Below are 18,199 nucleotides of genomic sequence, written 5' to 3' on the forward strand. Positions count from 1 at the left end.
ATGGCCTTCGACCTCGACCCGTTCGCGATGCTGGCCGGAGCGGCCGCCGGCGGCGGCCTCTTCCTGTTCTTCCTGGCCCTGTACGGCCTGCGCCGCCGCCCGTCCCAGCCGAAACGTCCGCTCGTCAAGATGCTCACCACCCGCACCGCCGTCGCCGTGGTGGCCGCCGGCCTGGTCCTGGTGATCACAGGCTGGCCGGTCCTGGCGGTGGGCGCGGTGCTGCTCGTGTTCGCCTGGCGCGGGCTGTCCGGCGGCGCGGCCGAGGAACGCGCCGCCATGCGCCGCCTGGAGGGGCTGGCCGCCTGGACCGAGTCGCTGCGTGACACCATCGCCGGGGCGGCCGGGCTGGAGCAGGCGATCCCGTCCTCCATCAGGGCCGCCGCGCCCTCGCTCCGGCCCCACCTGCGGGCCATGGTCGACCGCCTGCACACCAGGATGGCGCTGCCGGAGGCGCTGTCCCGCTTCGCCGACGAGCTCGACGACCCCTCGGCCGACCTGGTGATCGCCGCGCTCATCCTCAACTCCCGGCTGCGCGGCCCCGGTCTGCGCGACGTGCTCGGCGCGCTCGCCGTCTCGGCCCGCGAAGAGCTCGACATGCGCCGCCGCGTCGAGGCCGAACGCCGCTCGACCAGGCGCAGCGTGCAGATTGTGGTGATCACCGCGCTGGTCTTCGCCGGGCTGCTCATCCTGTTCAACCCCGCCTACGTCAGCGAGTACGGCTCCACCCTCGGCCAGGCCGTGCTCGTGGTCGTCGGCGGCCTGTTCGGCGCCGGCTTCGCGTGGATGCGGCGGCTGGCCAGGTTCGACAAGCCGACCCGGCTGCTCATGGGAGGAGGCGGCCATGGTTGAGGGCGTGCTGGCCGGAGCGGTGCTCGGCCTCGGCCTGTTCGTACTGCTGCGCGCGCTGTTCCCGGCCCGTCCAGGGCTGGTGGCGCGGCTGCTGGCGCTCGACGCCGTGCGCGAGGACGCCGACGCCCCGCGCATCCAGCTCCTGCTGCCCGAGGAGGAGGTCAGCGCCTTCCGCCGCGGTCTCGGCGCCCGCCTGGCCCGCCTCTACGGCGCCCGCGGCTGGGAGGCCCGCTCGGTCAAGTCCGACCTGGCCCTGCTCGGACGCTCGTTCGAGGCGTTCCTGGCCACCAAGGTGCTGCTCGCCGCGAGCGGCCTGCTGGCCTTCCCGATCCTGCTCGGCTGGCTGGCGCTCATGGGGTGGGGCGTGTCGTTCACGGTCCCGTTCTGGTCGGCCGTGCTCGTGGCGCTGCTCTTCTTCTTCCTGCCCGACCTGCAGATCCGCAAGGAGGCCGCGGCCATGCGACGCGACTTCCGGCACGTCGTGGGCGCCTTCCTCGATCTGGTCTCGATGAACCTGGCGGGCGGGCGCGGCGTGCCCGAGGCGCTGATGATGGCCGTCTCGGTCAGCGGCGAGCAGCCCAACTGGGCGATGGGCCGCATCCGCGACGCGCTGGGCGGCGCCCGGATCGTCGGCATCACCCCGTGGCAGGCGCTCGGCCAGCTCGGCGAGGAGATCAACGTCGACGAGCTGCGCGACCTGTCGGCCGCGCTCGGCCTGGTGGCCGACGACGGCGCCAAGGTACGCGCCTCGCTCACCGCCAGGGCCGCCACCCTGCGCCGGCGCGAACTGGCCGAGATCGAGGGACGGGCGGGCGAACGTTCGCAGTCGATGCTCGTGGCCCAGCTCCTCCTGTGCGCCGGTTTCGTGATCTTCCTCAGTTTTCCCGCCGCAATGAAGATGTTGGGGGCCTGATGAACCATCCCTGGATCGTCTATCTCACCGCCTACCTCGGGGTGCGGATCCAGCGTGCCCGCACCGCGCCCAGCAGGGGCGCCTCCGCCGTCGAGTGGGTGATCATCACGGCCATCATCGCGGGCGTCGCGCTCGGGCTGGCCACGCTGATCAAGACCCTGGTCGAGCAGAAGTCCAGCGAGATCGAGGGCACGTTCGGCGGCGGCGGCGGTGGTGGCGGAAACTCGTGAGCGGGGCGCGACCGTGATCGAGCTGGCGCTGCTGATGCCGGTCGTCCTCGCGGTCGCGCTCCTCGTCGTGCAGGTCGCGCTCTGGTTCCACGGTCGTGAGATCGCCGAGGCGGCGGCCAGGGAAGGCGCGCGGGTGGCCCGGTCGGCGCCGTTCGACTCGGGCGACTGGCAGGGCGCGGCCACGGCGAAGGCCACCGACATCGTCAAGGCCGTCGGCCCGCGTCTGCTGGAGAACGCCGCGGCCACCACCTCCGAGCAGGACCCCGACCAGCGCTTCGTCACGGTGACGGGCAGCGCCGTGCAGGTCGTGCCGCTGCTGCCGCCGCTCAAGTTCACGATCACGGCGACCGCGGGCGGGCCGATCGAGTGCTTCCGCCCCGACAACGGCGGTGATGACTGCCGATGAAGCCGGGCGAGCGCGGTTCGATGGCCGTGGAGACGGTGATGCTCGCCCCCGTCTTCCTGCTGTTCCTCATGTTCCTGGTCGAGGCGGGGGTGCTGGTGGAGACGCAGGGGCGGGTCAACGGGGCGGCCAGGGACGCCGCGCGCGCCGCGTCCGTGCAGCGCGGCTTCGACGACGCGGGCGCCGCGGCGGAGAGCACCGCGAAGAGCGCCCTGGAGGGCAGGTGCGGCGGCACCACCGTGAACCTGGACGGGTCCACCTGGGAGGCGGGCGGTCAGGTGCAGGCGCAAGTGGCCTGCGAACTCGACCTCGGGTTCCTGGGGTTCGGCGGCACCAAGCGGTTGACGGGCACCGCCGTGGTGCCCCTTGAGCAGCTCGTCAGGCGGGAGCCGTGAAGGAGGGGGAGCGGGGGTCCATGTCGGTGTTCACCGTGCTCTTCTCCGTCGTGGTGTTCCTCCTGGCCGGGCTGCTGGTCGACGGCGGCGCGGCGATCAACGCCCGGCTGCGCGCCGCCGACGTCGCCGAGCAGGCCGCGCGGGCGGGCGCGGACCAGATCGACGTCGACCGGCTGCGCACCGATGGGCAGGTCACCCTGCTGGGCGAGGGCCAGGTCTGCGCCCGGGCCGACGAGATCGTCGCGGCCCAGGGCGGCGACGGCGTGGCGCGCGGCTCCTGCTCGGTCGAGCAGGAGCGGGTGACGGTCAGCGTCTCGGTGCGGTGGGAGGCGTTCTTCCTCGGAGCCCTCGGGTTCCCGGGGTCGGAGATGAACGGCGAGGCCACGGCCGCCCCTGAAGCCAGGTAGACCGATTCCCGCCACTCGGTGGCCGGGGCAACGCACGAGGCAGGACGCTGGACGGAAGAAGGGAGCGGCGATGCCGACGCGAGAGCCGACGCGTCCCCCGGGGCGGCACCAGCCCAGGCGGCCGCCTGCGCGCGTCCCGGCCAGGCGGACGTTCGGCGACGTGGTCGCCGGGCTCGCGGCGCTGGTGGCGCTGGTGGCGCTGGTGGGCGGGGTGCCGTACGCGCTGCTCATGTTCGCCGGGCCGCCGGTCACGGCCGAGATGCTCGACCTGCGCTTCTTCACCGCCGAGGTCGGGCCGAGCACGATCCAGGCCGTGCTGGTGCTGCTGGTCTGGCTGGCCTGGTTCCAGCTTTTCGTGTGCGTGCTGGTCGAGGTGTACGCCGGTGTCCGGAGAGTCGGGATGCCCGCCCGCGTACCGCTGTCGGGCGGCACGCAGGCGCTGGCCAACAAGCTCGTCGGCGCGGTGCTGCTGCTGTTCACCGCCGGGGCGATGATCGCGCCCATCGCGCGGATGGCCGCCCCGCCCGCCGCGCCGCCGGTGACCGCGGTCGCCTACTCCGCGCCGATCGTCGAGCGGACGCTGGACACCCACAAGACCAAGAAGGTGTACGTGGTGCAGCCCCCGCACGGGCGTCACCACGAGAGCCTGTGGGAGATCGCGGAGAAGTGCCTGGGAGACGGCCGCCGATATCCCGAAATTTACCGACTCAACCAGGCCAAGGAGCAACCGGACGGCACCCGCCTGCGCATGGCCGACCTGATCCGGCCCGGCTGGGTGCTCGACATGCCGGACGACGCCAGGAACGCCCACATCGTCCCCGCCGGCCAGTCCCGCGAGCAGACGCTGCGCGAGCACCCCGGCGTGGCCCACACGCGCGCCCAGCCCGACGCCCGGCACGACGTCGGGAAGAAGACCGCCGACAAGGCCGACAAGACCGAGAAGGACCAGGCCAGGCACCGCAAGCCCGACGTCCGGCAGGACCAGCCCGAGATCACCATCAGGGAGGCCCAGAGCCTCGACCTGATCGACTACCTGGCCGGGGCGTCGCTGGCCGCCGCCGGGCTGCTGGCCCTGCTGGCCAGGAGGCGGCGGGAGCAGTTGTGGCGCAGGGTGTTCGGGCGCAGGATCGTCCGGCCGCGCGACGACGCCGCCCAGGCCGAGGTCGCGCTCAGGCTGGGCGGCGACGCGCCCGGCGCGCGCATCCTCGACATCGGGCTGCGGCTGCTCGGTGCCGAGCTGGCCGCCCAGCACCGCACCCCGCCCACCGTCTACGGCGCCCACCTGTCCCCGCGCACGCTCGACCTGTGGATCCACCCGCCGGACGACGACCCGCCCGAGCCGTGGACGGCCCAGGACGGCGGCCAGGTGTGGCGCCTGCCCGCCCACGAAGGCCGCCTGCTGGAGGAGCAGGCGGGCGGCGCGCCGTACCCGGGACTGGTCTCGATCGGCACGGACACGGGCGGCCGGGTGCTGATCGACCTGGAGGCCGCGCAGGGCCTGATCAACGTACGCGGCCCGCAGACCACCGCGGCGCTGGCCGCGCTCGCCGTCGAGCTGGCCACCAACCGCTGGTCCGACCGTATGCGCATCACGCTCGTCGGGTTCGGCGAGGAGCTGACCGCGATCGCCCCCGACCGGATCAGGGCCGTCGGCAGCCTGGCCGAGGTGCTGCCCGAGCTGGAGGCGACCGCCGCGCCGCGCAGGGAGGTGCTCACCGGACGCGTCTCCGGCAGCCCGCGCGACGCCCACTACCTGCTGTCGGCCGTGGCCCCCACCCACGAGGAGGCCCGCCGCCTGGCGCTGCTGGCCCGCCGGGACACCGCCGGGTACGTCCTGGCCGGCGACGTCCCGCACGCCACCTGGACGCTGGAGATCGGCGACGACGGCAAGGCGCGCATCGCCGAGCTGGGCTTCGAGGTCGAGGCCCAGCTCCTGCCGCGCCGCCACTACAAGGCGCTGGTCGACCTCTTCCACACCGCCGGACGGCTCGACGGCGAGGCGTATCCCGAGGCGGAGCCGCTGGAGGGCCTGCACCCGCCCGCCGTCGAGATCAAGATGCTCGGGCCCGTCCAGATCGTGGGGCTCGCGCCGCTCGAAGAGGGCCGCATGGCGCTGGCCACCGAGCTGCTGGTCTACCTGGCCACGCATCCCGGCGGCGTGCATCCCGTCGTCCTCGGCGGCGTGCTGTGGCCGCGCGGCGTGCAGACCATGGTCAGGGACGCCACGATCGCCCGCGTCGCCGACTGGCTCGGCCCCGAGCACCTGCACGTCGACGAGGCCGGACGGCTCAGGCTCGGCCCGGAAGTCCGTACGGACTGGGCCCTGTTCCGCGAGCTGGTCCGCCGTTCCCAGCACGACGCGACGGCCCGGACCGTCCTGCTGGAGAAGGCGCTCGGCCTGGTACGCGGCCCGCTCCTGGCCAATCGCCCGTCCGGCCGGTACGCCTGGCTGGCGGCCGACGACCTGGAGTACGACGTGGCGGCCGGCGTGGCCGACGCGGCCCACCGGCTGTGCGAGCTGCGGCTGGCCCAGGACGAGCCGGACGCGGCGGTGGCGGCCGTACGCGCGGCGTTGCTGCTGGCGACCGACGACGAGGGGCTCTGGCGCGACCTGCTGCGGGCCACGCACGCCACCGGCGACGCCGTCCGCATGCGGGCCGTGGTCGAGGTCCTGACCCGCCGGGCCGCCTCCCACCCGTACGGCGGCGGGATGGCCCCGGAGACCGAGGCGTTGATCGAGGAACTGCTGCCCTCGTGGCGCATCCACGTGGTGAGGGAGTCGTCCGCATGAGACGTATGTCGGTGATCGCGCTCGTCCTGGTCGTGGCGGGCTGCGGGCAGGCGGCGCGGCCGTACACGCCGCAGCCGGGCCCGTCGGGGAGCGCCCCGGCGCCCGCGACCGCGACGGAGGGCTCGGCGCGACCCTCCGCGGGCGCGCCCGGGGTCGAGACGATCGAGGTCGGCGGCGGGAAGTTGCGGGTGGACATCGACTGGCCGGACCGGCGCGATCCGCTCATGACCGTCATCACCGACTGGTACCTCGCCTCCCGCAAGGTGATGGTCTCGGGAAGCGATCGATACCTGAAGGATCTGGATCTCGAACTCCAGGCGGTGCGCCAGGCGTATGACGGAGTACGCCGGTACACCGAGGAGGACAGAAGAGTGAAGGGCGTCGCCCGGCTGTACGACCTGCGCGTCACGAAGGTCCTGGACAAGGGCGCGCAGGTCGACACCTGCGTGGATGAGTCGAAGGTACGCGTGGTCAGCGCGAGCAGCGGCGAGGCCGTCTCACCCCAGCCCTCCATCATGCGCGCCCCCTACCTGCAGAGGGCCCTCGCGCACCGCGGCGACGACGGCGTGTGGCGGATCCGGGAACTCTTCTACGACCAGGAAGGATGCGCGCGATGAACCGCGTGATCTCGCTGGCCACCGCGGCCCTGATGCTGCTGGGGCACCTCGACGCCCCGGGCGACCCGGGTGACACGGCCGGCAGCCCCATCGAGCACGGCAGGACCAGAGGGATCGAGCTGCGCAACTCCCGGATCGTCGTCTCCGGCAACGGCGCCAAGGGCGGCAACACCGACGGATACGTCCTCAAACGCCCCTGCTGGTACGAGCCCGGCATGACCGGGGCCGAGATGCTGAAGTCGCAGGAGTCCGTGCGCGACTACTGGTTCCGGTACACCAAGGACGCGTCCGAGGAGAAGTTCCAGGAGTTCCTCAAACAGTTCAAGGACAAGGTCGGCAAGGACGGTCGCTGGTGGGGCCCGGCCTACGACGCCTCCGACCCGAAGGGCCAGGTCTGCTTCGCGGCGCTCGACCCGTTCGTGTTCGTGCCGCCGGGCACGACGCCGCCCGCCGGGATCACGATCCGGGAGCTGGCCGAGATCGCCAGGGCGTCCCTGACCGTGCCCGAGCCCACGATCAAGCTGAGCCCCGACGCCAAGAGCTTCGTCAACCTGCCCACCTGGGTCTGGGTGGAGGGCCTCGGCGAGCGGCGCAGGTCGGTGACCGCGGAGATCCCGGGCGTCATGAGCGTCACCGTCGTGGCCACGCTGAAGAGCATCAAGATCGACCCGGGCACCACGAAGGACCGGGCCGAGGTGCACGAGGAGGGCTGCGGGGCCGCCGGACGCGCGTACGCCAAGGGGGCCTCCTTCACCTGCGGCGTACGTTACCTGCGGGCCTCGATCGACCAGCCGCGCGAGGCGTACCGGCTCACCGTGACCACGTCGTGGCCGGTGGAGACGACCGGTGACGCCGTGCCGTTCCAGTTCGCGCCCGTCGAGGTGGGCGCGACCCGGGACGTGCCGGTCGGCGAGATCCAGAGCAACGTGAAGCCCTAGGCGATCACCGCGGCCAACGGGGCCAGCTCGGGCTGCTCGGCCGCCTCGGCCAGCACCTCCTTCAGCACCGTGTCGTGCGTCGGGCCGGCCCGGGTCAGCAGGTCGCGGCCGTCGGGGGTGACCTCGGAGTAGATGCCGCGCCGGTCGTCCTCGCACAGGTAGCGCTTGAGCAGGCCGCGCTTCTCCAGGCGGGTGACCAGCCGCGTCGTGGCGCTCTGGCTGAGGACGACGGCACGGGCGAGCTGCTGCATGCGCATGTGCCAGCCGTCCTGGCGGGCGAGCACGTCGAGCACGGTGTACTCGCTCACGCTCAGGCCGTGCTCCTTCTCCAGCGCCTTCTCCAGCCTGTCCTCGATCTTCGCGTGCAGCGCGGCGAGGGTACGCCACCCCTGGGCGCGCGCCTCCACGGCGTCGTCGGCTAGAGGCATGTGACACCCTCCTCCTCATACGAGCGTCCGACAGATAGTCGGCGTGCACAAATAATGCCTACGCCTACTAACGTCGTATGAGAAGTATTCTATGCCTCCAGCCCTACGGCGTCGGGGCCACCGAGCGACGCGATCAGCTCGGGTCGAACAGTTCCTCGGCGGCCTCGACGGTGAGAGCCCTGTCGATCCAGGATTCGAGAACGTCGAGGTCGGTGCACCTGAAGACCCGCTCGGCCTCCTCCTCCCGCACCGCGATGCCGCGAGCCGCCAGAATGCGCAGGATCGCCTTGGCCTCCCCCTTGGCTTCTCCTCTTGCCTGGCCCATGGCCTCACCTCGGGCCTCGCCTTCGGCTATGCCCTCAGCCATGCCCTCGGCCCGGCTCTCGGCGACCCACTGGCGGACCCACTTGCTCTTAGGCTCGCGTGTTCCCATAGCCATAGTGAACTCCCGCGTCGGCTCGGAACTCGGGGCGTTGCCGGACGAGTTCGAGGAGGAACTCATGTTCCAGGGTCGGCGACATGCGAACACATTACCGAACGCTGTCGAGCGATTACGTTCAGTTAGGCTTTTGTCCGCTTTCGTGGGCGAGGAGCCACTCCTTCACCGGGACGCCGTAGTAGTACCCGCCGTAGCCGCCCGTGCTGGGCAGGACGCGGTGGCAGGGGACGAACGGGGCGATCAGGTTCTGGGCGCAGGCGGAGCCGGCGGCGCGGGCGGCGGTGCGCGGAAGGCCGGCGGCCTGGGCCAGTTCGGCGTACGAGACCGTCGTCCCCGCGCGGACCTCGCGCAACGCCTCGTGCAGGCGCTTGCGGGTGGGGGAGCCGGGCTGGGAGACCGGGACGGCGTCCAGGGCGTCGAGGTCGCCGTCGAAGTAGGCCCGGACGGCTTCGGCGGGGGCGCCGAGGTCGTCCACCACGTCCAGGCCCTCCGCCTGCAGGGCGGGGGTGAGGCGGACGAACATCTCCGCCGGGTCGGCCGTGAAGCCGCCCGCGACGAGGACGCCCTCGCGGGTGAGCAGCGACAGCGAGCCGATCGGCGTCGGCAGGACCTGAGCGGTGATCATGAGGAGCTCCAGAGGTGCAGGGCGGCGTAGGCCCGCCAGGGCCGCCACCGTTCGATGTGGTCGTGCGGGATGCCCAGGGCGGCCATGCGCTTGTTCAGCACGAGGTCGCCCGTGGGCCAGGCGTCGGGGTCGCGCAGGGCGCGCAGGGCGATGTAGCTGGCGGTCCACGGGCCGATGCCGGGAACCTTCAGCAACTCGGCCACGGCCTCGGCCGGGTCCTGGCCGCCGTCGAGGTCGATGTCGCCGTCGGCTACCCGGCCCGCCAGGTCGGAAAGGGTCGCGATCCTGCGGTTGGTCAGGCCGAGGCCCGTCAGGTCGGCTTCGCGCAGTTCGGCCGCGGTGGGGAAGAGGGGGCCGCCGGTCCTGGCGACGATGCGGCCGAGCAGCGTACGCGCTCCGGCCACCGAGATCTGCTGGCCGACCACCGCGCGTACGGCCAGCTCGAACCCGTCGAACGTGCCCGGCACCCGCAGCCCCGGCCGCGCCCGGACGAGCGGGGCCAGCGAGGTCTGGCCGAGCGCCTCGGCGATGGCGTCGGGGTCGGCGTCCAGGTCGAGGAGGCGGCGGCAGCGGGCGACGACGCGGGCGAGCTGCCGGGTGTCGGCCACGGCCACGTCGAGGGCGATGTGGTCGGGACGGGGGGTGAGGCTGATCGTCCCGCCCGGCACGACCCTGGAGTACGACGCCGGGCCCGCGACCTCAAGGCCGGGGATGGCCCGCGAGGTCAGGAACCCGAACACGCCCGCCACGTCGTACGGCTCGCGCCGGTGCAGCCGCAACCTCAGCGTCACCGGCCCGGCGACCTCGGGCTGGGGCGGCGCGGCCGGACGTCCGGCGGTGGTGCGCAGCTCGCTGGGCGTGAAGCCGTACGTCTCCCGCATCGTGGCGTTGAACTGCCGCACGCTTCCGAACCCGGCCGCGAACGCCACCTCGGTGACCGGCAGCCCGGTCTCCGTCAGAAGCTGCTTGGCCAGCAGGAGCCGCTTCGTCCGGGCCACGGCCAGCGGCCCGACGCCCAGCTCGGCCACGAACAGCCGGTGCAGGTGGCGTTCGGTGATGTGCAGCCGCCGGGCCAGCCCCGCCACGCCCCGCTCGTCGGCGGCGCCGTCGTCGATCAGCCGCAGGGCCCGGCCGACGAGGTCGCCGCGCAGGTCCCAGCCGGGGTCGCCGGGCGACAGCTCGGGCCGGCAGCGCTTGCACGGCCGGAACCCGGCCGCCTCCGCCGAGGCCGCGTGCCGGTAGAAGCGCACGTTCCTGGAGGAGGGGGTACGCGCCGGGCAGATCGGCCGGCAGTAGATGCGTGTCGTCGTCACCGCGGTGTAGAAGCGCCCGTCGAACCGGGAGTCCCTGGCGGAGACCGCCCGGTAACAGGAGTCGAAGTCGAGCTCTAGGGGTGACATGCCTCCGAGACTATGCGCGCGCCGCGGGTGCCGACCGGCGGAAATCGGACCTGACCATGAAAACGCAGGTCACCAGCTCAGAGCGCCTGACCAGCGGTATTCGGACCCGACCGGCGAAGGGCTGAGAAGTGGATCGGCAGCCAGCTCACGGCCATGATCACCGCGCCCGTCCAGAGCGACGCGCGCACCCCCCACAGCTCGCCGATCAACCCGGCCAGCAGCCCGCCGAGGCCGACCGCCCCCGTCAGCAGCAGCCGCATCGTGGCCGTCATCCGCCCGAGCAGGTGGTCCGGCGTGACCCGCTGCCGCAGGCTCACCAGCAGCACGTTGTTCACCCCGGTACGGAACGTCACCACGAACCACGCCGCAGCCGCGGCCCACAGCCACGCCCCGGGCCCCAGGAACGGGATCACCAGCGCGGGCGGGGCGGTGACCAGGCTGACCAGCCACACCGCGCGGCCGGTGCCGAAGCGCCGGCCGAGCAGATGGGCCGACGACGACCCGGCGAGCACGCCGAGCCCGCTCACCGCCAGATACGCTCCAAGCACCCACTCCGGATAGCCGAGCTGCCCCACGATGAGCACCGGCAGCAGGACCGAGCAGAGCGGGAACGCCAGGTTCGCCATCGCGCCCTGGACCAGCGCCGCGACCAGCACCCGGTTGCCGAGGATGAACCGTACGCCCTCCGCGATCCGGGCCCGCAGGGACTCCGCGTCGCCCGCCGGGCCGTCCTGGGCGAGGGCCGGTTCGGGGACGCCGCGCAGCCAGGCCGCCGACCACAGGTAGCTCAGCGCGTCCAGCAGCACGGCCACCGGCGCGCCGGCGACCTGGACGAGCACCCCGGCGACGCTGCGCCCGGCGACGTCCATGCCCGCCGCCGTGCCCACGAGCAGCGAGTTGGCCGACGTCAGCCGCTCGCGTCCGATCAGCCCCGGCACGATGCTCATGGACGCCACGTCGAACAGCAGCGTCCCCGCCCCGACGAGCGTCGTCACCACGTAGAGCTGCGCCATGGACAGCACGCCGGCCCCCCACGCCACCGGCACCGACAGCAGCGCCGCGGCCCGCGCGGCGTCCATCGCGATCATCAGGCGGCGCCGCCGGACGCGGTCCACCCATGCCCCGGCGGGCAGCCCGAGCACGAGGGCCGTGAGCGTGGCGAGGGCCGAGAGCAGCCCGACCTCGCCCGCGCCCGCCCCGAGGGCGGTCACGGCGAGCAGCGGGAGTGCGACGTAGCCGATCTGGGTGCCGAGCTGGCTGACCGTGCCGGCGACGTACAGGTTGCGGAACGCGTGAAGCCGCAGAAGTGGAGCTTCCACCAAGGTTGCTGACATGTCGGCAGAATGCTGAAATGTCGCTCAAGGCCGCTATCGATTAAGTGACAAGCAAATCCAATGACCCTGGACCTGACGTTCACCGCCCACGACATCGCCAACACGCGCTTCGCCGTCTCGCCGCTCGGCGAGGTCGTGACCAGCGTGCGCGTGGTGAAGAACCCCGCGGCGCACCCGCTCCTGCGCCCTTGGGCCGACCAAGTGCGCCGCCGCCTCCAGGATGTGGACTGGGGGCTGCTGTCCGACCTGGTCCCGATTCCCACGGTCTCGATCGCGGGCTTCACCTGCACGCCGCCCTCGACGTCCATGCCGGACCTGGAGCTGGAACTCGCCACGATGCGGGGCGCGGTCGCACGGGTCCGCACGGACCTGGACAAGATCGGCGGCCCCTGGACGAAACGGGTGCAGGCCCTCTACGACGACCCGGAACAGGGCCTCGAACGCCTGGCCGTGGAGGTGGCCGACTACTGGGAGGCGGCGATGGCGCCGTACTGGCCGCGGATCCGATCGCTGCTGGAGGGCGAGATCCTGTACCGCGCCCGGCTGCTGGCCGAGGGCGGCGCCCAGCGCATGCTGGCCGACCTCGACGACGCCGTCACCTGGGACGGCGGCACCCTGCGGCTGGAACACCTGTACGTCACCGGCCGGCGGTCACTGAGGGGGCTCGGGCTGCTGCTGGTGCCGTGCGTGTTCGCCTGGCCGCGGGTCCTGTCGGTCACGACGCCGCCGTACCAGCCGACCGTGCGCTACGCGCCGCGCGGCATCGCGACGCTCTGGGAGCGCCGCGAGGTGGACCCGCCCGAGGCGCTCGCCGCCGTGCTCGGCAGGACGCGCGCCCGGCTGCTGGCCGAGCTCGACCAGCCGGCCTCCACGCGCGACCTGGCCCAGCGCGCCGGGCTCTCCGAGCCCGGCGTCAACCAGCACCTGACGGCGCTGCGCAAGGCCGGCCTGTGCACCGCGCACCGCACCGGCCGGTACGTGCTCTACGCCCGCACGGCCGTCGCCGAGACGCTGCTCTACTTGGAGGAGACCCCCACCCCCAGGTCGAACTCCCGGTAGACGCGCGCCCAGAACCCGTCGCGCAGCCAGACCCGGGCCTCCGGGTAGGGCCGCAGCGAGTGGCCGAGCTCCTTCTCCGCCTCGATCAGCAGCTCGGTGTCGATCACGGTCGGCAGGATCGGGCCGGGCAGCAGGTCGCGGATGTTGTCGCGGCCGCGGGTGAGTATCCACTTCTGGGCGACGTGCTCGCCGACGTCCTCCACGCGCGGACGGCTGGGCCCCAGCTTGGCGACCTGGCCGGGCTTGGCGTGCGGCTTGACCGGCGCGCGCCCGGCGAACACCTGGGCGGGCGAGGGAGCCGCGGCGGGCGGGGTGACCGCAACCGGCTGCGGAGCGCGACTGAAAAAGGGTCTCAGGAAATCGGCGGAGATCACTTCCACCGTGTCGGACTCCCACACCAGACGCTCGGCCTGGTTGGTGCCGTAAGGGGGCTCGACGCCCCACAGGTGGATGCGCACGCCGTACGCCTGCGCCGCCTCGACCGCCGGGACCATGTCCTCATCGCCGGCCAGCAGGATCGTGTCGGTCACCGCGTGATGCCGGGCGAGTGCCTCCAGGTCGCTCCTGATCTGCGCGTCGACGCCCTTCTGCTGGCCGCGGGCGTTGAGGTTGCCAAGGCGGACCTTGACCCACGGGAGCTGGGCGATGACCCGCTGATCGACGGTCGGCACACGGTCGCGGGCTGCGTCATACCAATAGATCCGCAGAAGTTCGCCGGAAATACGTTCCTCTGCATGTTTCTGTAGACTCTGGATGAGCTCATCGGCGGCCACCCGATATTCCTTGCGTTCCTTCGCGCCGAGCAGCACCTCACCTGCCGCAGCGTACAGATAACCGACATCCACTAGGACGGCGTACTTGGCTGCCACAGGATGCGGCATGAGGTCTGGGATGGCCATGTCGTCCTCCAGGCCGCGGTGTTAGTTGATCGGCTGACTATATACGCCTACTTTCTCTAGATAGTCCCAACTCCCGGGGAACTTGACACCCGATTCCCGGGATCTATCTAGGGTAGTGCGCTCATCCGCCAAGCCGCCTTCCCCGGCAGGCCAGGGTTACGCATACCTCTGGCGGGGTTTCGCCATGTTTGTCTACGAGGTCTCTCAGGTTCCGCGTACGCGCTCCTGCGCGTGGCGAGCACGGCCACCACGGCCGCGATCTCCTCAGGCGTGGCCTCGCCTCGGACTATACGCAGGTGGTCGCTCATAGAGGAATGTTCCCATGCTTCTTCGGCGGCAGCGAGGCCCTCTTGTTACGCAGGGCGCGAAGTGCCCGGACAACTTGGGGTCGAGTTTCGGACGGCCGAATCACCGAGTCCACATAGCCGCGTTCGGCCGCGATGTACGGATTGGCCAATGTGTCCTCGTACTCGGTGACGAGCCGGGCGCGCTCGGCGTCGGGGGCGTCGGAGGCGGCCAGTTCGCGCCGGTAGAGGATGTTGACCGCGCCCTGCGCGCCCATGACCGCGATCTGCGCCGTGGGCCAGGCGAGGTTGACGTCCGCGCCGAGGTGCTTGGAGCCCATGACGTCGTAGGCGCCGCCGTACGCCTTGCGGGTGATGACCGTGACCAGCGGGACCGTGGCCTCGGCGTAGGCGTACAGGAGCTTGGCGCCGCGGCGGATGATTCCGTTCCATTCCTGATCGGTCCCGGGAAGGAATCCCGGTACATCAACAAAAGTCAGGATCGGAATATTAAAGGCATCACAAGTTCGAATAAATCTGGCGGCCTTCTCGGAGGCGTCGATATCCAAACATCCGGCGAAATGCATGGGTTGGTTGGCGACGACGCCCACCGGCTGGCCGTCCACGCGGCCGTAACCGACCACGATGTTCGGCGCGAACAGCGCGTGGACCTCCAGGAACTCCCCGTCGTCGAGCACGTGTTCGATCACCTGGTGCATGTCGTACGGCTGGTTGGGGGAGTCGGGGATGATCAGGTCGAGCTCGGGCTCGGGCTCCAGGTCGTCGGCGGCGGCGAAGGCGGGGGCCTCGTCCAGGTTGTTGGAGGGCAGGTAGGACAGCAGCGCCTTGACGTAGTCGAGGGCGTCGTCCTCGTCGGCGGCCTGGTAGTGGGCCACGCCCGACTTGGTGTTGTGCGCGCGGGCCCCGCCCAGCTCCTCGAACGTGACCTCCTCGCCGGTCACCGTCTTGATCACGTCGGGACCCGTGATGAACATGTGGGACGTCTGGTCCACCATCACGACGAAGTCGGTCAGGGCGGGCGAGTAGACGTGGCCGCCCGCGGCGGCGCCCATGATGAGCGAGATCTGCGGGATCACGCCGGAGGCGTGCACGTTCCGCTTGAAGATCTCCGCGTAGAGGCCGAGCGCGACCACGCCCTCCTGGATGCGCGCGCCGCCGCCCTCGTTGATGCCGATGATCGGGCAGCCGGTCTTCAGCGCCAGGTCGAGGACCTTGACGATCTTCTCGCCGTACACCTCGCCGAGCGAGCCGCCGAAGACCGTGACGTCCTGGGAGAACACGCAGACCTGCCGGCCGTCGATCGTGCCGTGGCCGGTGATGACGCCGTCGCCGTACGGCCGCCGCTTCTCCAGCCCGAACATCGTGGACCGGTGGCGGGCGAACTCGTCGAACTCCACGAACGAGCCCTCGTCGAGCAGCGCGAGCACCCGCTCGCGCGCGGTCATCTTGCCCTTGGCGTGCTGTTTGTCCACCGCCGACGACGAGCCGGCGTGCACGGCCTCGTCGAGCCTTCGCTCCAGGTCGGCGATCTTGCCTGCGGTGGTGTGGATGTCCGGCATCTCCGGCATGGGATCGGCGGCAGCGCTCATGCGCGTTAGGCTAGCCCGTCCTCCTAGAGTGGATCCATGACGGATGCGGTTCGCTCCCACGGCCTCTACAAGCGCTACGGCGCCCAGGTCGCGGTGGCCGGGGTCGACCTCGTGGTGCCGGCGGGCAGCTTCGCGGGCCTGGTCGGTCCCAACGGGGCAGGCAAGACGACCACGCTGAGCATGATCACCGGGCTGCTACGGCCCGACGGCGGCCAGGCGGCGATCGACGGGCTCGACGTCTGGCGCGACCCCGTCGCCGTCAAGGCGCGCATCGGCGTGCTGCCCGAGGGGCTGCGGCTGTTCGAGCGGCTGTCGGGCCGCGAGCTGCTGCTCTACAACGGCCGGCTGCGCGGCATCCCCAAGGCCGACGTCGAGCAGCGCGCGGGCGAGCTGCTCGACGTGATGGACCTGACCGGGGCCGCCGACAAGCTCGTCGTCGACTACTCCACCGGCATGCGCAAGAAGATCGGGCTGGCCGCAGCGCTGCTGCACAACCCGTCCGTGCTGTTCCTCGACGAGCCGTTCGAGGGGGTCGACCCGGTCAGCTCCAACACCCTCACCGAGGTGCTGCGGCGCTTCACGGCCTCCGGCTCGACCGTCATCTTCTCCAGCCACGTCATGGACCTGGTCGAGCGGCTGTGCGACTGGGTGTCGGTGATGAGCGGCGGCCACATCGTCGCGCAGGGGCCGCTCGACCAGGTGCGCGGCGGCTCCAGCCTCAACGAGGCGTTCATGCGGCTGGTCGGCGGCTCCCGCGCCCACGGCGAGGCGGGCCTGAGCTGGCTCGGCGCCAAGCCCGGCGAGCAGCGCCCGGCCGCGCCCGCCCCACAGGACACCCCGTGAGCGCCCCCGGGCCGTCCGCGGCGACCTCCGGCGGGCAGCCCGCCGCCGTCACCGGCTCGCCGATGGCCACGGCCGCGCTCTTCGCCCGGCTCAAGCTGCGCCTGCTCGCCGGCAACCTGCGCGGCGACGTCCAGCGCAAGCTCGGCTTCGTCTTCACCCTGCTCGCCGCGGCCGGCCTGGCCGTGGTCGGGTTCCTGCTGATGAGCCTGCTCAGGCTGGCGCCCTCCGACGTCGCCGCCGAGCTGGTGATCGTCGCGTTCGCGGTCTTCCTGGTGAGCTGGATGATCGTGCCGCTGCTGGCGTTCGGGCTGGACGACACGCTCGACCCGGCGCGGTTGTCGCTGTTCCCGCTGCGTACGCGCGAGCTGGCCGTCGGGCTGTTCACCGCGTCCGCGACGGGCGCGTGGCCGCTGGCCATGCTGGTCATCACAGCCGGCGCGCTGGTCGCGCTGCCCACGGGCGTCGGGGGTGTGCTGCTGGGCGTGCCCGCGGTGCTGCTGCAGTTCGCGCTCTGCGTGGTGACGTCGCGGCTGATCACCACCTCGCTGTCCGGCGCCCTGCGCAGCCGGCGCGGTCGTGACGTGCTGGCCGTGGCCGCCCTGTTCGTGGTGCTGCTGGCGCAGCTGCCCAACCTGTTGATGAACCGCGGCATCGGCGACCCCGCCGCGATGCTCCACCGGCTGGCCGGCGTCCTGCGGTGGACGCCGCCGGGCATGGCCGCGCACGCCATGGCCGACGGCGGCCTGGTCGGCGTGGCGGAGCTGGCCGCCGTCGCGGTGCTCGTGGTCGTGCTGGCCTGGTTGTGGATCAAGGCGCTGGGCCGGGCACTGGTGTCGCCGGACGCCTCCACGCAGGCGGCCTCCGTACGCCGGCGGCGGGGGCTCGCCGACCGGTTCCTGCCCGACGGGCCGCTGGCGGCCGTGGTGACCAAGGAGCTGAAGTACATCAGGCGGGAGCCCAGGTTCCGCGTGGGCTGGTTCTCCTCGGTCGTGGTGACCGTCATCCTGGCGTTCTCGCTGAACAACGGCACGCAAGGGCAGGCGGGGCCGGTGCTGCCGGTGCTGATCACCGGCATGGGCGCGCTGATGATCTCGCTGCAGTCGGGCAACGCGTTCGGCATCGACGGGCGTTCCCTGTGGATGAACGCCGTGGCCTTCGGCTCCGAGGAGGACCTGCGCCGCGACCTGGCGGGCCGCCATCTGGCCAACTGCCTGGTCGCCGCGCCGCTGCTGCTGCTCGTGGCGGTCGCCGCGGCGCTGTTCACCGGCAGTCCGCAGGCCGTCGTGCCGGCGTTCCTGACGGGGCTGGGCGCGCTCGGCGTCGGGCTCGGGGTCGGCTCGGTGACCAGCGTGACGATCCCGTACACGCTGCCCGAGCGGATGAACGCCTTCAGCGGCGCCGCGCCCGGCCAGGGCGGTCAGGCGTTCGCGTCGTCGATCGGGGCGATGCTCGGGATCGTGCTGATGTCGCTGCCGATCGTGGTGCCGCTGCTGTTCGGGTTGTTGTGGGTGTCGGCGCTCGCGCCCTTCTACGGCCTGCTGATCGAGGTGCTGGGCCGGCGGCTCGCCGGCAAGATCGGATTCCCCCGGCTCCCCGAGTTGCTGGCGGCGGTGTCCAAGCCCAGCTAGTGAGTGGTCTAGTCCAATGGGCGAGACCGCCATGCGGTCGCCGAAAGCGACTCGCTACCCTTCGAAGCATGATTGACCAGGGGCTCGAGCGTCGTAGTGCCGCCGTG

At 71.9% G+C, this 18,199-nt stretch carries 20 protein-coding genes; 12 read left to right on the forward strand and 8 right to left on the reverse strand.

What is annotated here, in order from left to right; genetic code table 11:
- From ABZ815_RS26960 to ABZ815_RS27000, 9 genes are all read left to right on the forward strand, one after another.
- Positions 1–849 (forward strand): type II secretion system F family protein, encoded by an 849-nt coding sequence (locus ABZ815_RS26960; protein WP_357702547.1) that lies wholly within the window; start codon positions 1–3, stop codon positions 847–849.
- Entirely contained in the window at positions 842–1,762 is a 921-nt protein-coding gene (locus ABZ815_RS26965) for a type II secretion system protein (RefSeq protein ID WP_357702549.1), read from the forward strand. Before ABZ815_RS26960 ends, ABZ815_RS26965 begins: the two co-directional genes overlap by 8 nt.
- Positions 1,762–1,992, forward strand: a complete 231-nt coding sequence (locus ABZ815_RS26970) for a hypothetical protein (protein ID WP_357702551.1) — start codon at positions 1,762–1,764, stop codon at positions 1,990–1,992. The genes ABZ815_RS26965 and ABZ815_RS26970 overlap by 1 nt, the downstream gene beginning before the upstream one ends.
- Positions 1,976–2,398, forward strand: a complete 423-nt coding sequence (locus ABZ815_RS26975) for a TadE/TadG family type IV pilus assembly protein (RefSeq protein ID WP_357702553.1) — start codon at positions 1,976–1,978, stop codon at positions 2,396–2,398. Before ABZ815_RS26970 ends, ABZ815_RS26975 begins: the two co-directional genes overlap by 17 nt.
- Positions 2,395–2,790 (forward strand): TadE family protein, encoded by a 396-nt coding sequence (locus ABZ815_RS26980; protein ID WP_357702555.1) that lies wholly within the window; start codon positions 2,395–2,397, stop codon positions 2,788–2,790. Before ABZ815_RS26975 ends, ABZ815_RS26980 begins: the two co-directional genes overlap by 4 nt.
- Before the next feature lie 20 nt (positions 2,791–2,810).
- On the forward strand, positions 2,811–3,197 hold the full coding sequence (locus ABZ815_RS26985; protein ID WP_357702557.1) for a pilus assembly protein TadG-related protein: 387 nt from the start codon (positions 2,811–2,813) through the stop codon (positions 3,195–3,197).
- 70 nt (positions 3,198–3,267) lie between these two features.
- On the forward strand, positions 3,268–5,988 hold the full coding sequence (locus ABZ815_RS26990; protein ID WP_357702559.1) for a BTAD domain-containing putative transcriptional regulator: 2,721 nt from the start codon (positions 3,268–3,270) through the stop codon (positions 5,986–5,988).
- Entirely contained in the window at positions 5,985–6,605 is a 621-nt protein-coding gene (locus tag ABZ815_RS26995) for a hypothetical protein (RefSeq protein ID WP_357702561.1), read from the forward strand. The genes ABZ815_RS26990 and ABZ815_RS26995 overlap by 4 nt, the downstream gene beginning before the upstream one ends.
- Complete coding sequence (locus tag ABZ815_RS27000; protein ID WP_357702563.1) at positions 6,602–7,543, forward strand: hypothetical protein; 942 nt, start codon at positions 6,602–6,604, stop codon at positions 7,541–7,543. The genes ABZ815_RS26995 and ABZ815_RS27000 overlap by 4 nt, the downstream gene beginning before the upstream one ends.
- Here the strand turns inward: ABZ815_RS27000 and ABZ815_RS27005 are convergent.
- The 5 genes from ABZ815_RS27005 to ABZ815_RS27025 all read right to left on the reverse strand — a co-directional run bounded on the left by ABZ815_RS27005 (position 7,540) and on the right by ABZ815_RS27025 (position 11,754).
- Positions 7,540–7,971 (reverse strand): MarR family transcriptional regulator, encoded by a 432-nt coding sequence (locus ABZ815_RS27005; RefSeq protein WP_357702565.1) that lies wholly within the window; start codon positions 7,969–7,971, stop codon positions 7,540–7,542. The two genes, ABZ815_RS27000 and ABZ815_RS27005, sit on opposite strands and share 4 nt — an antisense overlap.
- Before the next feature lie 133 nt (positions 7,972–8,104).
- Complete coding sequence (locus tag ABZ815_RS27010; protein ID WP_357702567.1) at positions 8,105–8,404, reverse strand: hypothetical protein; 300 nt, start codon at positions 8,402–8,404, stop codon at positions 8,105–8,107.
- Positions 8,405–8,528: 124 nt separating this feature from the next.
- A complete protein-coding gene (locus ABZ815_RS27015) occupies positions 8,529–9,035 on the reverse strand; it encodes a methylated-DNA--[protein]-cysteine S-methyltransferase (RefSeq protein ID WP_357702569.1) in 507 nt (168 codons plus the stop codon).
- The gene (locus ABZ815_RS27020; protein ID WP_357702571.1) at positions 9,032–10,435 is read right to left on the reverse strand and encodes a DNA-3-methyladenine glycosylase 2 family protein; all 1,404 of its coding nucleotides are present in this window, start codon (positions 10,433–10,435) and stop codon (positions 9,032–9,034) included. Before ABZ815_RS27020 ends, ABZ815_RS27015 begins: the two co-directional genes overlap by 4 nt.
- 77 nt (positions 10,436–10,512) lie before the next feature.
- Positions 10,513–11,754 carry an MFS transporter gene (locus tag ABZ815_RS27025; protein ID WP_357702572.1) on the reverse strand — a complete coding sequence of 414 codons (1,242 nt, stop codon included), beginning with the start codon at positions 11,752–11,754 and terminating at the stop codon, positions 10,513–10,515.
- A gap of 75 nt (positions 11,755–11,829) precedes the next feature.
- On the opposite strand from ABZ815_RS27025, the gene ABZ815_RS27030 reads away from it, so the two are divergent.
- Positions 11,830–12,828: a DUF5937 family protein gene (locus ABZ815_RS27030; RefSeq protein WP_357702574.1), complete on the forward strand. Its 999-nt coding sequence runs from the start codon at positions 11,830–11,832 to the stop codon at positions 12,826–12,828.
- Here ABZ815_RS27030 and ABZ815_RS27035 read toward each other — a convergent pair.
- From ABZ815_RS27035 to ABZ815_RS27045, 3 genes are all read right to left on the reverse strand, one after another.
- On the reverse strand, positions 12,786–13,727 hold the full coding sequence (locus ABZ815_RS27035; protein ID WP_352321648.1) for an NYN domain-containing protein: 942 nt from the start codon (positions 13,725–13,727) through the stop codon (positions 12,786–12,788). The genes ABZ815_RS27030 and ABZ815_RS27035 overlap by 43 nt on opposite strands.
- 107 nt (positions 13,728–13,834) lie before the next feature.
- Positions 13,835–14,035, reverse strand: coding sequence for an acyl-CoA carboxylase subunit epsilon (locus tag ABZ815_RS27040; protein WP_357702576.1), 201 nt, complete (start codon positions 14,033–14,035; stop codon positions 13,835–13,837).
- The gene (locus ABZ815_RS27045; protein WP_357702578.1) at positions 14,032–15,621 is read right to left on the reverse strand and encodes an acyl-CoA carboxylase subunit beta; all 1,590 of its coding nucleotides are present in this window, start codon (positions 15,619–15,621) and stop codon (positions 14,032–14,034) included. Before ABZ815_RS27045 ends, ABZ815_RS27040 begins: the two co-directional genes overlap by 4 nt.
- A gap of 36 nt (positions 15,622–15,657) precedes the next feature.
- Between ABZ815_RS27045 and ABZ815_RS27050 the strand changes: the two genes are divergently transcribed.
- Together ABZ815_RS27050 and ABZ815_RS27055 are read left to right on the forward strand one after the other, a co-directional pair.
- Entirely contained in the window at positions 15,658–16,464 is an 807-nt protein-coding gene (locus ABZ815_RS27050; protein ID WP_357702580.1) for an ABC transporter ATP-binding protein, read from the forward strand.
- The gene (locus ABZ815_RS27055) at positions 16,461–18,092 is read left to right on the forward strand and encodes a hypothetical protein (protein ID WP_357702582.1); all 1,632 of its coding nucleotides are present in this window, start codon (positions 16,461–16,463) and stop codon (positions 18,090–18,092) included. The genes ABZ815_RS27050 and ABZ815_RS27055 overlap by 4 nt, the downstream gene beginning before the upstream one ends.
- The last annotated feature ends 107 nt before the right edge of the window (positions 18,093–18,199 follow it).

Origin of the sequence: Nonomuraea sp. NPDC047529 (assembly GCF_040642995.1) — a bacterium.
Classification (GTDB): Bacteria; Actinomycetota; Actinomycetes; order Streptosporangiales; family Streptosporangiaceae; genus Nonomuraea.

What these genes read in the sequence shown, in the direction of transcription:
- ABZ815_RS26960 (WP_357702547.1), top strand. Translation starts at nt 1, where the DNA reads ATGGCCTTCGACCTCGACCCGTTCGCGATGCTGGCCGGAGCGGCCGCC.
- ABZ815_RS26965 (WP_357702549.1), top strand. Translation starts at nt 842, where the DNA reads ATGGTTGAGGGCGTGCTGGCCGGAGCGGTGCTCGGCCTCGGCCTGTTC.
- ABZ815_RS26970 (WP_357702551.1), top strand. Translation starts at nt 1,762, where the DNA reads ATGAACCATCCCTGGATCGTCTATCTCACCGCCTACCTCGGGGTGCGG.
- ABZ815_RS26980 (WP_357702555.1), top strand. Translation starts at nt 2,395, where the DNA reads ATGAAGCCGGGCGAGCGCGGTTCGATGGCCGTGGAGACGGTGATGCTC.
- ABZ815_RS26985 (WP_357702557.1), top strand. Translation starts at nt 2,811, where the DNA reads ATGTCGGTGTTCACCGTGCTCTTCTCCGTCGTGGTGTTCCTCCTGGCC.
- ABZ815_RS26990 (WP_357702559.1), top strand. Translation starts at nt 3,268, where the DNA reads ATGCCGACGCGAGAGCCGACGCGTCCCCCGGGGCGGCACCAGCCCAGG.
- ABZ815_RS26995 (WP_357702561.1), top strand. Translation starts at nt 5,985, where the DNA reads ATGAGACGTATGTCGGTGATCGCGCTCGTCCTGGTCGTGGCGGGCTGC.
- ABZ815_RS27000 (WP_357702563.1), top strand. Translation starts at nt 6,602, where the DNA reads ATGAACCGCGTGATCTCGCTGGCCACCGCGGCCCTGATGCTGCTGGGG.
- ABZ815_RS27005 (WP_357702565.1), bottom strand. Translation starts at nt 7,971, where the DNA reads ATGCCTCTAGCCGACGACGCCGTGGAGGCGCGCGCCCAGGGGTGGCGT.
- ABZ815_RS27010 (WP_357702567.1), bottom strand. Translation starts at nt 8,404, where the DNA reads ATGGGAACACGCGAGCCTAAGAGCAAGTGGGTCCGCCAGTGGGTCGCC.
- ABZ815_RS27015 (WP_357702569.1), bottom strand. Translation starts at nt 9,035, where the DNA reads ATGATCACCGCTCAGGTCCTGCCGACGCCGATCGGCTCGCTGTCGCTG.
- ABZ815_RS27020 (WP_357702571.1), bottom strand. Translation starts at nt 10,435, where the DNA reads ATGTCACCCCTAGAGCTCGACTTCGACTCCTGTTACCGGGCGGTCTCC.
- ABZ815_RS27030 (WP_357702574.1), top strand. Translation starts at nt 11,830, where the DNA reads ATGACCCTGGACCTGACGTTCACCGCCCACGACATCGCCAACACGCGC.
- ABZ815_RS27035 (WP_352321648.1), bottom strand. Translation starts at nt 13,727, where the DNA reads ATGGCCATCCCAGACCTCATGCCGCATCCTGTGGCAGCCAAGTACGCC.
- ABZ815_RS27040 (WP_357702576.1), bottom strand. Translation starts at nt 14,035, where the DNA reads ATGAGCGACCACCTGCGTATAGTCCGAGGCGAGGCCACGCCTGAGGAG.
- ABZ815_RS27045 (WP_357702578.1), bottom strand. Translation starts at nt 15,621, where the DNA reads ATGAGCGCTGCCGCCGATCCCATGCCGGAGATGCCGGACATCCACACC.
- ABZ815_RS27050 (WP_357702580.1), top strand. Translation starts at nt 15,658, where the DNA reads ATGACGGATGCGGTTCGCTCCCACGGCCTCTACAAGCGCTACGGCGCC.